Genomic DNA, 12506 nt, shown 5'->3' on the forward strand with positions numbered 1-12506 from the left:
CTTGCGCCTCACTCGGGCCCGCCGCCCCACCCCGCTCCCGCACGGTGCTCGACAGCGCCGGGCGGAGGCGGGGTGTTTCATTTCAGGGGACGGCTAGTAGCAGAGGTACGCGTCCATCCAGTTGGCGTGGGGATCCGCGGGCTCCGCGAAGGGCACGGAGATCTTGTTGGCGTAGCGGCCCATCTGAGACCACACGAAGTTCAGGGCGGAGGTCGGCGGCACGCAGAGGTAGTTGTCATCCCACCCCGTCTCCCCTGACATGCGGATGCGCGTGCAGCGCATGCCCGAAATCGCCCCGGTCTCGCTCCAGCGCAGGCCCACGTCGCGCTCGGCGCACAGGAAGTTGTCGTTCCACGTGCCCGCCACGTCGGTCGTCTCCGTGATGGCCGTGCACGCCTTGCCCTGGATGGGGCCAGCGGAGGAGAACTGGAACCCCAGCGGCACCTCGCGGTAGCAGAGGTAGTTGTCGTCCCAGGTATGGGGGTCCTCCGTCTCCAGCAACCGGGTGCAGCGCCAGTCCGGGCCCTGGAGCGGTCCCGCTGACGAAAAGGCGAACATCGCTTCCGCCTCCTCGGGCACGCACAGGAAGTTGTCGTGCCACGTGGTCTCCGCCGGCTCCGCGCTCTCGACAATCGGGTTGCAGCGCGCCCCGGCCGGCAAGGTGCCGTCCATGGTCCAGCGCAGGCCGATGTCCTTGTTCGTGCAGAGATAGTTGTCCCCCCACCCTCCCGCGAGGTCGGCCAGCTCGTTCATCAGCGTGCAGGTCATCCCTTCGATGGGGCCAGACGCGCTGAAGTTCAGCACCAGCGGAGCCTCCAGGCAGAGGTAGTTGTCGCTCCACCCGTGAGGGTCCTGGGGCTCGTTGAAGCTGACGCACTCCTTGCCAAGCAGCGGCCCCGCGCTGGACCAGGTCAGGGTGAGCGGAGATTCGTGAGGGATGCACAGGTAGTTCTCGGCCCACGAACTCCCGGGCTCCGAGCGCTCCGTCACGGGAGTGCAACGCATGAGGGGCAGGGGCAGCTCGTCGGCGTGGACCCAGACGAAGCCGAGGTCCGTCGGCGAGCACAGGTAATTGTCACTCCAGCCATTCGGGTCCTGGGGCTCGTCGATGGCGACGCAGTGCATCCCGTCAATGGGGCCGCTCGCGCTGAAGACGATCTGATGGTGGCTCGTGGGCAGCGAGGATGGCGAGTCCAGCGAAGCCACCACGGCCTGTCCACGCACGGGCGGCTCGGTGTCATCGCCCCCTGCCTGACAGCCCAGGCCCACCAGGACACAGAGAAGTCCTGGAGCGAACGCTCGATGAACGACGACACGATGGAGGGGGATTTTCATCGGAATAATCTGACATGACTGGATTGAAAGACGCCAGACGAGCACACAGGGAATGCGTGGCTCGAGTGGGGCGTGAGTCGAAGCGAGCGAGCGCACCCTCCGTGCACGCGGGCGCGAAGGGTGACTTCCAGGTTGACCGTCGGAATCGCCCGGCCCTATCTCCGCGTTCCTCCCGCCTTCGGCTGGAGGCACGGAGGCGTGGACCGAATGGCGAGCGGAAACACCCCTTGGGTCGGGGTCATCATGGGCGGCAAGAGTGACCTCGAGTACCTGCAGCCGGGCATCGACGTGCTGAAGGAGCTGGGCATCCCGCACGAGGTGCGGGTGGTCTCCGCGCATCGCACGCCGGACTGGATGATGGAGTACGCGTCCACCGCCGAGTCGCGGGGCCTGTCGCTCATCATCGCCGCCGCCGGTGGCGCCGCCCACCTGCCGGGCATGGTGTCCGCGAAGACGCTGCTGCCGGTCATCGGCGTGCCCATGCCCACCACGCTGCTCAACGGCATCGACGCGCTGCTCTCCATCGTCCAGATGCCCAAGGGCGTGCCCGTGGGGACGCAGGCCATTGGCAAGCCGGGCGCGGCCAACGCCGCCCTGCACGCCGCGGCCATCCTCGCGCTGAAGTACCCGGAGGTGCGCGAGCGGCTGGCCGCCTGGCGCAAGGCGCGCACCGACGAAGTCATGGCCCACCGGGAGCTGTCATGAGCCCTCGCGTGGTGCTCCCCGGCGGGACGATTGGCATCCTCGGCGGGGGGCAGCTCGGGCGGATGATGGCGCTGGCCGCGCGCACGCTCGGCTTCCAGGTGCAGGCGTTGGACCCGGACGCGACGTGCCCCGCGCGCTCCGTCGTCGACCGCTGCCTCACCGCTTCCTTCGCGGACATCGCCGCCGCCGAGGAGCTGGCGAAAGGCTGCGACACCGTGACGCTCGAAATCGAGAAGGTGCCGCTGGCCACGCTGGAGGCGGTGGCCCGCCACACGCCCATGCGTCCGGGCGCGTCCGTGCTGCACGTCATCCAGCACCGAGGCCGACAGAAGGGCTGGCTCGCGAAGGGCGGCTTCCCCGTGGGGCCGTGGCGTGAGGCGCACTCGGCCGACGAGCTGGCCCAGGCCATCCAGGCGCTGGGCGGCCGGTGCTTCGTGAAGTCGAGCGAGGGCGGCTACGACGGGCGCGGTCAGGTGGAAGTCAAGACGCCCGCCGAGGCTCCCGCCGCATGGCGCGAGCTGGGTGAGCGCTCCGTCGTGGTGGAGGCCGCGCTGGACCTCCAGTCGGAGCTGTCCGTGCTGGTGGCGCGCAGTCCGAAGGGCGAGCTGGCGGTGTACCCGCCCGCGTTCAACCACCATGAGGAGCGCATCCTCGCGTGGTCGCTGCTCCCCGGCCCGCTGCCGGCCGGCGTCGCCGAGCGAGCCACGGAGCTGGCCCGCGACATCACCGAGGCGCTCCAGGTGGAGGGACTGCTGGTGCTGGAGCTGTTCCTGCTGCGCGACGGCACCGTGCTGGTGAACGAGCTGGCGCCGCGTCCGCACAACAGCTTCCACTCGACGGAGGTGGCCTGCCTCACCTCGCAGTTCGAGCAGGCGGTGCGCGCGGCGTGCAACCTGCCCCTGGGTTCGGTGGAGGTGGTGCGTCCGGCGGCCATCGTCAACCTGCTCGGGGACTTGTGGCTGCGCGAAGGCGGCCCCCGGTTCGAGGACGCGCTGGCGCTGCCCGGCGTGCGCCTGCACCTGTATGGCAAGCGCGACGCGCGCAAGGGCCGGAAGATGGGGCACCTGTCCGCGGTGGGCACCACGCCCGAGGACGCACTCGCGCGGGTGAAGGCGGCGGCCGCGGTGCTCGGAGTCTGAGGCCATGAAGACGAACGCCGCGCGGCTGCTCGACTCGTTGGGCGTGAAGTACTCGCTGCGCGACTACGAGGTGGACCCGGAGGACCTCTCCGCGGAGTCGGTGGCCGCCAAGGTGGGCATGCCACCGGAGCAGGTCTTCAAGACGCTCGTCGCGCGGGGCGACCGCACCGGCGTGCTGATGGCGGTGGTGCCCGGCAACGCGGAGCTGGACCTCAAGGCGCTGGCCCGGCTGAGCGGAGACCGCAAGGTGGACACGGTGCCGCTGAAGGAACTCCAGCCACTCACCGGCTATGTGCGCGGCGGCTGCACGGCCATCGGCGGGAAGAAGGACTATCCCGTCTACGTCGATGAGACGCTGGAGCTGTTCGACGAGGTGGCCGTGTCCGCGGGCGTTCGCGGCACGCAGTTGGTGCTGGCGCCGGCCGACTACCTGCGGGTGACGAAGGCGAAGCTCGGCCCCATCTCCCGCGACAAGGCCTGAGCGGCCTTCACACCATCGACCCCTGCTCCGGCATGAAGAGCACCTTGCCGGACGTCATGTCCGCCGAGGCGATGCGCACCGCATCCCCCGCCGACTCCAGCGGCAGCCGCGCGCGCACCGGCGTCTCCAGCTCACGGCCCACCAGGGACGGCACGCCCATCAGCGCCTTGAGCTGCTCGCGGCCGAAGCCCCGCCGCGCCCACTCAGAAAGCGCGAAGCCGTCCACCGTCTTGCGCCCGAAGATGACGTCGCCCGGGTCGAAGCGGCACTCCTGCTCCGACAGCGCGCCATACACCGTCACGCGACCGCCCTCGGGCAAGGCGCCCAACAACTGACCCGTCAGCCGCCCCGCCACCGCGTCGAAGGCGAGTGACACCTTGAGCTGGTGACACATGAGGCGCAGCCGCTCCTGGAACTCCGGCTCGTCGCTGCTCAGCACGTGCTCCGCGCCCAGGCCGCGCAAGAGGTCCACCTGCTCCGCGCGCCGCACCACGTGCACCATGGGCACGCCTCGCCGCCGCGCCAGCGCGCCCAGCATCCGACCCACGCTGCTCGCCGCACCCGTCTGCGCCAGCGCCACGTGCGCGCCCTCACGCGCGCGCTCCATCAGCACCCACGCGGTGAAGGGGTTCACGAAGAGGCTGGCACCCTGCTCGAAGGTGATGTGCGCGCGCAGGGGGATGCACTGCTGCAACGGCACCGCCGCGTACTCCGCCCACAGGCCATCTCCGCCCACGGGCGCGACACACGCGACGCGACGCCCCACGAGCAACTGCCCCGCCAGGCCTCCCGAGGCCACCACCGTGCCACTGCCCTCGAAGCCCGGCACCGTGGGCAGCGCGTTGCGCACCCCGTACTGGCCCCGCACGAACTGGAGGTCCGCCGGGTTGATCGGCGACGCCGCCATGCGCACCAGCACCTGCTTCGCGGAAGGTCGGGGAACGGCGCGGCGCTCCACCTGGAGGGATTCCGGCCGCCCGTCATAGGCCTTGAGGACCAGCGCGCGCATCACCACGGGGACAGGGGGGGCTTTCATCCGGCAGACCTTTTAATTCGCCCGTACGTGAAAGGGGGAGTCCCTTGGGCCTCCTCCGGGTCCGGAGTGTCGATGAACGCCACCATTTTGCAGTTGCACCACCGCGAAGCCTTTGAGCGCACCGTGACGCGCGCCCTCGCCGCGGGGGCCGGCGCGGGCCTGTTGCAGCTCGTCACCGCTCGCATCGGACTGCCCTTGCCACTGGCCTGGCTCGTGCCCGCCGCCGTGGTGCTGGCGTGTGCGCAGGGAGACCGCTGGGACCGCATCCTCTTGGGGGGACTGGGTGTGGTGCTGACGGCGGTGCCGTATGCGCTGGGAATGGCGCCCGCCTGGACGGTGGCGTGCAGCGCGGCGGCGGCGGGCTCTCTGCTGGTGCGCGCGCGGCTGAGCGAGAAGGGCGTGGAGGGACAGGTGGCGGAGGCGCGCCCCACCCTCGTGCACCTGGGACTCGGCGCGCTGCTGAGCGCGGGGCTCACGCTGGGCGGCGTGGAGATTGCCCGCGTGTTCTCCGCGCGGCTGGCGGACCTGGCCACGCCCGCGCTGCTCGCGGCGGGAGCGACGGGCGCCATCCTGGGACTCTTCGTGGGGCTGAGTTCGGTGGCCGCGCACCTGGCCCTCACCGCGGACCCCGTGGAGGCCCGCGCCGAGGAGCTGATTCCCCGACTGGCCGGTGACTTCCGGACGCAGTGTGAGCGCGCGCTCGCGCTGTATCGCCAGTGCGGTCAGTCGCTCGCGTTGTTGCCGCGAGAGCCCGCGCGCGAGGAGCTGGCCCGCACGCTGGCGAGAATCACTCGCGACGCGGTGGAGCTGGCCTCCGAGTGGGCTGGCGTGGAAGCGCAGCTCGAGGAGCGCGCCCAGGCGGAGCTGCAGGCCGAGCGCGCGGAGCTGGAACGCAGCGCCAAGGCCAGCACGGATGCGGTGGCGCGTCGGCAGTTGGAGTCCGCGGCCGCGTCGCTGGCGGAAGAAGTCGAGCGGCTGGGAGAACTCAAGCTGCGACGCGAGCGAATCCTCGCGAGGCTGCGCGCGGAAGTCGCCCTGCTGGAGCGCGCGCGCGTGGCACTGCTGTCGCTGCGCAGTGGACAGGCCCAGCTCAAGGCCGCGGAGTTGTCATCGCTCGCGCGTCGGTTCCGCGCGCTGTCCTCCGTGCAGTGGGAAGAAGGTCAGAGCCTGGACGCGGTGGCCACCCAGGCGACGCTGGCCCAGGTCCCCGAGCCCGTCCGGACGGACTCGCCCTCGGCTGTCAACCCGGTCCAACCCGTCGAGGAGGGGCCCTCCGAAGCAGGCGCGGATTCTCGAATTCGCGTCCCATGAGCAGGATTCCCCGGATGTCAGGGCCAATCGAGCCGGTGGGAGGCCGTCGGCTCGTACGCTGAGTAAGAGTTGTGACGGTAGTGCGCAGGCATGAACTGTAGACGTGGGTACCGTCAGGTAACATTTGCCCCGTCATGACCCACCCCCTCGTCCGACAGCCCGGTCCGATTCCTCTCTGGTTGTGGAACGGCTCCGAGCCCGGGGTGACTTCCGCCTTCCAGCCCATCGTCGACTTGCGAGATGGCGAGGTCATCGGACACGAGGTGCTGTCGCGCGGACAGGGAACGCTCGAGTCACCGCACGAGCTGTTCACGCACGCGAGGATGTCGGGCTACACGTGGGAGCTGGAGCGCGCGTGCTGGACGTCCGCGCTGCGCCGCATCTCCACGTTGCCGGAGGACCAGCGGCGCGCGCCCTTCTTCTTCAACGTGAGTCCGGACGTGTTGAGCGACCCGCGCTTCGGGGATGGCTCCACGCTGGCGCTCCTGGAGCGGCACGGGCTGGGGCCCCGGCATCTGGTGCTGGAGCTCACCGAGAAGGCGGTCATCGAGGATGGCGCGCTGCTGCAGCGCCTGACGCGTGAGTGCTCGGAGCAGGGCTTCGGGCTCGCGCTGGATGACTTCGGCGCGGGACACTCCGGACTGGTGACGCTGGTGCACTGCGTGCCGCGCTTCATCAAGCTGGACCAGGCCCTGGTGCGGGACATCCACCTGCACGACTACCGGCAGCACCTGGTGAAGTCGCTGGTGGCGTTCTCCTCCAGCGTGGACGCCATCCTCATCGCCGAGGGCGTGGAGACGTGGGAGGAGATGACGGTGCTGCTGCGGCTGGGCATCCGTCACGCGCAGGGATATCTGCTCGCCCGTCCCGCGCCGATTCCCGGACGTCCCACGGAGGCCTTCGAGGCGCGACGACGCGTGGCCATGCGCGCGCTGCTTCTGCGCGAGCGCGCGGATGACAGCACGGTGGGCGGTCTCGTCATTCGCCGGGCCACGGCCGATGCGACGGCGACGTCAGAGGCGGTGACGAACCTCTTCCGCGATGCGCCGCAGGTGGACCACGTGGTGGTGCTGGACGGCGCGCGGCCCCAGACGCTGGTGACACGGCGGAGCCTCGCGGCGGGCGGCGGGCGGCAAGAGCTTCCGCTGGTGGTCGAGGACCAGATGGCGGTGACGGCGCTCGTCGGACTGGCGATGGCGCGCGCGCCGGAGGCCGTCTACGACCCCGTGGTGGTGACGGATGCACAGGGCGAGTTCCTGGGCACCGTCACCATGAAGCAGTTGCTGCTGCGCGCCACCGAGCTCGTGGAGCGCCACACGGCGAAGTAGGCCCAGCTCACTCCCACGCGAGGTGCAGGCGACCGTCCTCGAAGATGAGGCCCGCGTCTTCCAGTCCCGTGGAGCCGTTCTCCACCTGGGGCAGCACGTTCCTCGGAGGCGCCAGCAGCGTGTCGCGGCCCTTCGTGAAGCCCTGCTCACGCACCAGCACCATGTACGCGCGGCCCAGGGCCACGGCCCGCTCGCGCGACGGCGTCAGCAGCCATGCCAGGTCCTTGTCCCCTCCCCGCGCGGCCCGGCGCACGGACGTCTCATCCACCGTGCCTTTCGGAAAGAAGCGCGTGAGCAGCTCCTCGTTCGCGCGGAACTCGTCGCCGCCCTTCACCCGCTCGAAGTACGTGAGCACCTCCGGCTTCGCATGGCCCACCTGTGGCACGTCGGGGATGCCGCGCAGGTCTTGATGCCGCCACCCTTCCCTGCCCGGCACCTTGCGCGGGAATCCGAAGGTCTGGTCCACCGTCACGCCCAGGTTGGTGTGACAGCCCATGCAGAACGCGTGTTCCTCCAACGTCTGCACCCGCAGGCGGCCCTTCGCGTCCTCGATGAAGCCCTGGAGGCGCCAGCCGAACTCGTTGATGAGCCCCAGCTCGGGCGTGCCCGGAAACGCGGGCAGCCGGTTGCGCAGCTTCTTCTCCTGCTCCGCCGCATAGAAGGCCATCACCTGGTCTCCCGCGTACTCCTCGTCCTTGCGCGAGTAGCGGACCTCCTTCATGCGCGCCGACAACAACGTGGGCGCATCCGGGTCCACGTACCGCACGGTGTGGAGGAACTCGACGCCGCGCGGATAGAAGTCCCGGCGCACGGCGATTCTCGCGGCGCCTCCCGCGTAGGTCTTCGGCAGGCCGCGCACCTCCTCGACACCGGAGGTCAACACGCCGTCCCCATTCACATCCACGCCCCCCGAGCGCTCGTCCACCGGCTCCACCCGTCGCCGCGCCGCCGCCACCTCCAGCAGCCCGGGGTCCACCGTCATCGCCGCTTCGAGGATGGCGAGGTTGAGCCGGTACACGTCTCGCGAGAGCGTTCCGTCGGCGTCGCGCTGGAACACCTCCGGGAGCCGGATGAAGACGTCGTCCGTGTTTCCATTCGTCGGCCAGAACGTGCCGAGAAACGGCTTGTAGCGGACGGCTCGCCAGCCACTTCCGTCGAGCGCGAAGCCCTCCGCGTCGAAGCCTCGCGAGAGGTTCAGGTCCGGCACCCAGCCCTTGAAGCCACCGGGACGCTGGAGCAACGACTCGCGCAGTGACGCGTAGTTGTCCTCGCGGATGTACTTCAGCACCTCGTCGTCGGAGATGTCCGCGAGCGCGGCGGTGCGGTCGACGAAGAGGTTGCTCCACTGGTTCAGCAGGCCCACGTCGCTGAAGGCGTACTCGGCCTGCAAGGACTCGTCGTCCATGACGTTGAAGCCGACGCCCCCGGTGTGGCACGTCCAACAGGGGTTCGAGACACCTTCCGTCTTCGTGTAACACATGGACGGAATGGGGGCCTCACGGTTGGCCACGGTGCTCCCGCTCGCCAGGGCTTGCGCGAGCGGGTCGAAGGGAGGCTCGGGGATGCGCGTGGAACCACGCTGCCTCCACACCCCCGCGGAGGCGAGCAGGCTTCCCAGCGCGAGGCACAGGACGAGGACGCCTCTGGCGCCTCCCTTCGACATGATGGGCATGGGTGTCGTTCTCCTGGACGGGCGCGCGACTACGGCCAGACGCTGTAGCTGTCCTCGCCCGGATGCTGGACGCTGACGAACAGGGTCTTCATGTCCGCGCTGAACGCGGGGCCGGTGGCCTCCGCGTCGCTCGGCATGGACAGCACGCGGAAGGCCTTGCGGAAGTACGCGCTGTCCCGATGCGCCGGGCTCTGGTTCAGGTAGTAGACGCCGTCGGCCACCTTGTTGACGCCGAAGTTGCCGTCGGTGCCGAACCACACCCCGCCGTCACGGTCGATGGCGAGGTTGTCCGGCTTGGCCGCGGAGAACTCCGGCATGGCGCTCGTCGCCGCCGTCTCGCCCTTCCACACGCGGAAGAAGGTGAACGTCCGCGAGCCGCCCGGTGCCGCCGGGTTGGCCTCGCGCATGCCGAAGATGGAGCCCACCCGGTCCGTCGCCCGGTTGTCCGTGGCGCCGCGCGCCTTCGTCACCCAGGCCCCATCAGGCCCTCGCGTGGCGGTGGCGACACGGCCCTGCTGGTCCAGCGCCGTCGGGTCGCCGTGCTCGGTGAAAGCCACGTACAGCAGCGGCGTGCCGCTGGGGTCCTTCGGGTTCCACTCGAGGTCCTCGGGACGGTTGAGTTCCATGACGCCGACCTTGTTCGCCGCCGTCCACAGCAGCTTGCGCACCTGGTCGTCGTCCGTGAAGCCGCCAATGGCGTTGTAGCTGACGTCGCGCAGCGCGGTGCCCACCGTCATCGTCGGCTGCCCGAGCGCCTCGCCGTTCGGCGCGAGGTCCGCGCTGTCCAGGCTCAGCGCCACCCAGCGCCCCTGTCCAGGCGCCTGCTCGGTGGGGATGACACCGCCCACCAGCGTGTCCCCGGTGCCGTTGTCCAGGCCGGCGAAGTGCGCGGCGTAGAGCGTGCCCTGGTCGAGCAGCGCGCGAATCTCCGCCTTCGTCATGCCCGCCGTGTACGGACGGCTGGAGACGAACTTGAAGATGCGCCCGCCTCGGCGGTCATCGCCGCCGTAGATGACGATGGGCTGGTCGACGAGCAGTTTCCAGTTCGCGTCGACGACGAAGGCCGCGTTCTCCCAGTGGGCGCGGCCCATGACACCGAGCTTGCGGTGGCCCGCGCCGGGCTTCGACGCGTCCTTGCCGTACCAGAGGTCCGCCGGCTGGCCCGGGTCGATTTCGGTGAGGAAGCCGTAGCCGTCCTTCCGGTGCGACGAGCGAGAGTCGGAGCTGATCATGTCGCCCGACGTGGGAGACGAGAAGTCCGGCGCGAGCGGAGCCCCCGTCACCATGCCGGGCGCGTTGGGAATCCAGTCGTTCTTCCCGGTCCACAGGCCACCTTCCGGATCGCCGTAGACGCCCTGCACGTTCTCCTCGCCCGTGAAGATGGTGCCCCACGGCGTCTGTCCGCCGGAGCAGTTGGAGTGCGTGCCGGCGACCACGCCCGAGGCCAGGTCGGCGCCGGAGTCGTCACGGTCCACGCCGGACAGCGTCATGCCGACGACTTTCGCCAGCGTCGTGCTGGAGGCGTCGTAGCGCAGGTTGCCCGCGTTGCGGTCCACGGCCCACTCGCCGGTGGCCGGGTCCTGCACCACGCGAATCCAGGTGCCGCCCACCTGCTTCTTCCATTCCTTGTTGTAGGCGATGAGCGCGTCGTCCTGCCACGTGGTGCCATCCGTCACCGAGTTGGACAACGTCCCGCTGTTGCGCAGGAAGCGCGCGAAGTCCAGGTGCTGGCCGATAGGTGCGGTGCCGACGCGGGGCTTCGTGCCGGAGATGTACTCGTGGTTGATCCACATCCATCCCGCCGAGCCGCTCCCCTTGAACTGGGGCGCGTTGCCCTGGGCGGACCAGCCGTCACCGAAGAACGCGATGTAGTCGACGTTGGCGCCGAAACGAGCACCCGTCTTGCTGAAGGTGATGGGGTCCATCCACTTGATGACCGTGGAGGAGAACAGGCCCGGCACCGTGCGCACCGAGTCGGTCGACGCGGGAGGCAAGGGGAAGACGAGCGGTGTCGGCAGCGAGCCGGCGACGAACTGGTCCACGCGAGCCTTCACGTACTCCGCGAGGTTCGTCGCGCCGGTGCCCAGGTCTCCACGGAACGTGAGCGCGATGACGGAAGACAGTGGGGTGCCGGCCTCCACACCGGGGGCGCGCGTCACGGCACCGGGGCCAGGCTGTCCCTGGGAACCGGGGCCCGCGGGGCCGGGCCCACCGTTCTCGCCGGGGTCGCCATCGTCACCCGGGGTGCCGGGCTGTCCATCCGCGCCATCCTGTCCGTTGGAGCCAGCGGGACCGGCGGGGCCCGTGTCACCTTCGCAAGCGGTGATGGACAGGGTGCTACCCAGAAGCATCGCGCCGGTCGCGAGCCGCAGCAGTCGTGAAGACATGAAGCACTTCCTCCAGGGGTTTCGCGCCCGACACGAGCGTGTCCGGGCGCGAGCGCATCCTGAGGAGGCCATGTGGCAGCGGCTTGTTCAGTGCGTCACTTCTTCATCACGTCACGCGCGCGCAACGTCACGCACGGGCAACGAGCACCGAAGTCAGGGGGCGATGCTAATGGTCGACACGCCCTCGAACTCCACCTGCGCGCCCTTGCGCACGCCCTTCTTCTCCGCCCAGCCCGCGGGCACCTCCAGCACGTACTGACTGGGCGCGCCCACCGAACGCGAGTCGAGCGTCTTCGGCACCGCGCGCGACACCACCCCCGCGATGTGCAGGTCCGAGGTGATGAAGATGATGTCCAGGGAGATGAGCGTGTTGCGCATCCAGAAGCCCTGCATCTCCTGCGACGGGAAGAGGAACAACATGCCCTTCCCCTCCGCCAGCTCCGTGCGCCACATCAACCCGCGCTGACGGGAATCCGGCGTGGCGGCGACCTCCACCTCCACCCGATGCACCCCGCCAAAGGCGTCCTTGAGCCGCACATGCGCACGCGGCAACGGCGGGCTCACATAGTCCTTCGAGGTGACGTCGGTGACAGGCGGTCGCACGGGGGCCGGAGGCGTGGAAGGCTGTTGGCCCTGCGCTTCCTGCTGGCAGGCGCCCAGCAGCAGCGGAAGGAGCAGGGGCGCGAGCCAACGAGGCGTCTTCATGGGTGCTGGGGATGCAGCGGCTTGTTGAGCAACTTCTCGGTGAGCTCCGGCCCGAGACTGTCGGACATCAGCCGCTCCACCACCGTCTCGAACTCCACCCGCTGCGAATCACTGCTGTAGATGAAGCGGATGCCCATGCCCGGCTCGTCGCCGTCCGCCTTGGACCACACCACCTCGCCCAACAACTCGAAGGGCGCCTCCCGGTGCGGCACCGTCAGCTTGAAGAGGAAGCGCGTGCCGATGGGCAGCGGCTTCTTCGTCTTGATGAACGTGCCACCCTTGCTGATGTTCTTCGTGTAGTCCGCGAAGAACGAGTTGAGCTTCTTGTAGTCGACCTTCAGCTCGATGGGCGCGCGCCCGTGCTGGCGGTGCTCGGGACCTGTCTTCTGTTCGGACATGCGGCTGGG

The 12506-nt window shown here is 69.6% G+C and carries 11 protein-coding genes; 5 read left to right on the top strand and 6 right to left on the bottom strand.

Annotation, left to right across the window (positions count from 1 at the left end):
* Window positions 1-93: 93 nt before the first annotated feature.
* Window positions 94-1335, bottom strand: a complete 1242-nt coding sequence (locus HUA75_RS20755) for a hypothetical protein (protein ID WP_174487369.1) — start codon at window positions 1333-1335, stop codon at window positions 94-96.
* Between the two features lie 207 nt (window positions 1336-1542).
* Between HUA75_RS20755 and purE the strand changes: the two genes are divergently transcribed.
* Genes purE through ybaK form a run of 3 tightly spaced genes read left to right on the top strand, consistent with a single transcriptional unit; the run spans window position 1543 to window position 3660 of the window.
* On the top strand, window positions 1543-2040 hold the full coding sequence (gene purE / locus HUA75_RS20760; RefSeq protein ID WP_141647982.1) for a 5-(carboxyamino)imidazole ribonucleotide mutase: 498 nt from the start codon (window positions 1543-1545) through the stop codon (window positions 2038-2040).
* A complete protein-coding gene (gene purK / locus HUA75_RS20765) occupies window positions 2037-3179 on the top strand; it encodes a 5-(carboxyamino)imidazole ribonucleotide synthase (protein WP_141647977.1) in 1143 nt (380 codons plus the stop codon). The genes purE and purK overlap by 4 nt, the downstream gene beginning before the upstream one ends.
* A 4-nt stretch (window positions 3180-3183) precedes the next feature.
* Window positions 3184-3660, top strand: a complete 477-nt coding sequence (gene ybaK, locus HUA75_RS20770) for a Cys-tRNA(Pro) deacylase (protein WP_141647976.1) — start codon at window positions 3184-3186, stop codon at window positions 3658-3660.
* Between the two features lie 7 nt (window positions 3661-3667).
* Here ybaK and HUA75_RS20775 read toward each other — a convergent pair whose 3' ends face one another.
* Window positions 3668-4696: a zinc-binding dehydrogenase gene (locus HUA75_RS20775; protein WP_174487370.1), complete on the bottom strand. Its 1029-nt coding sequence runs from the start codon at window positions 4694-4696 to the stop codon at window positions 3668-3670.
* Between the two features lie 72 nt (window positions 4697-4768).
* Here HUA75_RS20775 and HUA75_RS20780 point away from each other — a divergent pair, with 72 nt between their 5' ends.
* Together HUA75_RS20780 and HUA75_RS20785 are read left to right on the top strand one after the other, a co-directional pair.
* Window positions 4769-6007 (top strand): hypothetical protein, encoded by a 1239-nt coding sequence (locus HUA75_RS20780; protein ID WP_141647975.1) that lies wholly within the window; start codon window positions 4769-4771, stop codon window positions 6005-6007.
* 203 nt (window positions 6008-6210) lie between these two features.
* Window positions 6211-7335 carry an EAL domain-containing protein gene (locus tag HUA75_RS20785; RefSeq protein ID WP_246137722.1) on the top strand — a complete coding sequence of 375 codons (1125 nt, stop codon included), beginning with the start codon at window positions 6211-6213 and terminating at the stop codon, window positions 7333-7335.
* Window positions 7336-7342: 7 nt separating this feature from the next.
* On the opposite strand, the gene HUA75_RS20790 is transcribed toward HUA75_RS20785, so the two are convergent.
* The 4 genes from HUA75_RS20790 to plpQ form a co-directional block, all read right to left on the bottom strand.
* Window positions 7343-9007, bottom strand: coding sequence for a hypothetical protein (locus tag HUA75_RS20790; protein ID WP_141647973.1), 1665 nt, complete (start codon window positions 9005-9007; stop codon window positions 7343-7345).
* A gap of 29 nt (window positions 9008-9036) precedes the next feature.
* Window positions 9037-11394: an alkaline phosphatase PhoX gene (locus tag HUA75_RS20795; RefSeq protein ID WP_141647972.1), complete on the bottom strand. Its 2358-nt coding sequence runs from the start codon at window positions 11392-11394 to the stop codon at window positions 9037-9039.
* 153 nt (window positions 11395-11547) lie between these two features.
* A complete protein-coding gene (locus HUA75_RS20800; RefSeq protein WP_141647971.1) occupies window positions 11548-12099 on the bottom strand; it encodes a DUF192 domain-containing protein in 552 nt (183 codons plus the stop codon).
* Complete coding sequence (gene plpQ, locus HUA75_RS20805; protein ID WP_141647970.1) at window positions 12096-12497, bottom strand: motility regulator PlpA; 402 nt, start codon at window positions 12495-12497, stop codon at window positions 12096-12098. Before plpQ ends, HUA75_RS20800 begins: the two co-directional genes overlap by 4 nt.
* Window positions 12498-12506: the final 9 nt, after the last annotated feature.

The sequence above is a fragment of the Myxococcus sp. CA040A genome (genome assembly GCF_013336725.1).
Taxonomy (GTDB): Bacteria; Myxococcota; Myxococcia; order Myxococcales; family Myxococcaceae; genus Myxococcus; species Myxococcus llanfairpwllgwyngyllgogerychwyrndrobwllllantysiliogogogochensis.

Coding starts and splice junctions, on each gene's coding strand:
- HUA75_RS20755 (WP_174487369.1), bottom strand. CDS start 1,335: ATGAAAATCCCCCTCCATCGTGTCGTCGTTCATCGAGCGTTCGCTCCA.
- HUA75_RS20800 (WP_141647971.1), bottom strand. CDS start 12,099: ATGAAGACGCCTCGTTGGCTCGCGCCCCTGCTCCTTCCGCTGCTGCTG.
- purE (WP_141647982.1), top strand. CDS start 1,543: ATGGCGAGCGGAAACACCCCTTGGGTCGGGGTCATCATGGGCGGCAAG.
- HUA75_RS20790 (WP_141647973.1), bottom strand. CDS start 9,007: ATGCCCATCATGTCGAAGGGAGGCGCCAGAGGCGTCCTCGTCCTGTGC.
- plpQ (WP_141647970.1), bottom strand. CDS start 12,497: ATGTCCGAACAGAAGACAGGTCCCGAGCACCGCCAGCACGGGCGCGCG.
- HUA75_RS20780 (WP_141647975.1), top strand. CDS start 4,769: ATGAACGCCACCATTTTGCAGTTGCACCACCGCGAAGCCTTTGAGCGC.
- HUA75_RS20775 (WP_174487370.1), bottom strand. CDS start 4,696: ATGAAAGCCCCCCCTGTCCCCGTGGTGATGCGCGCGCTGGTCCTCAAG.
- HUA75_RS20795 (WP_141647972.1), bottom strand. CDS start 11,394: ATGTCTTCACGACTGCTGCGGCTCGCGACCGGCGCGATGCTTCTGGGT.
- purK (WP_141647977.1), top strand. CDS start 2,037: ATGAGCCCTCGCGTGGTGCTCCCCGGCGGGACGATTGGCATCCTCGGC.
- ybaK (WP_141647976.1), top strand. CDS start 3,184: ATGAAGACGAACGCCGCGCGGCTGCTCGACTCGTTGGGCGTGAAGTAC.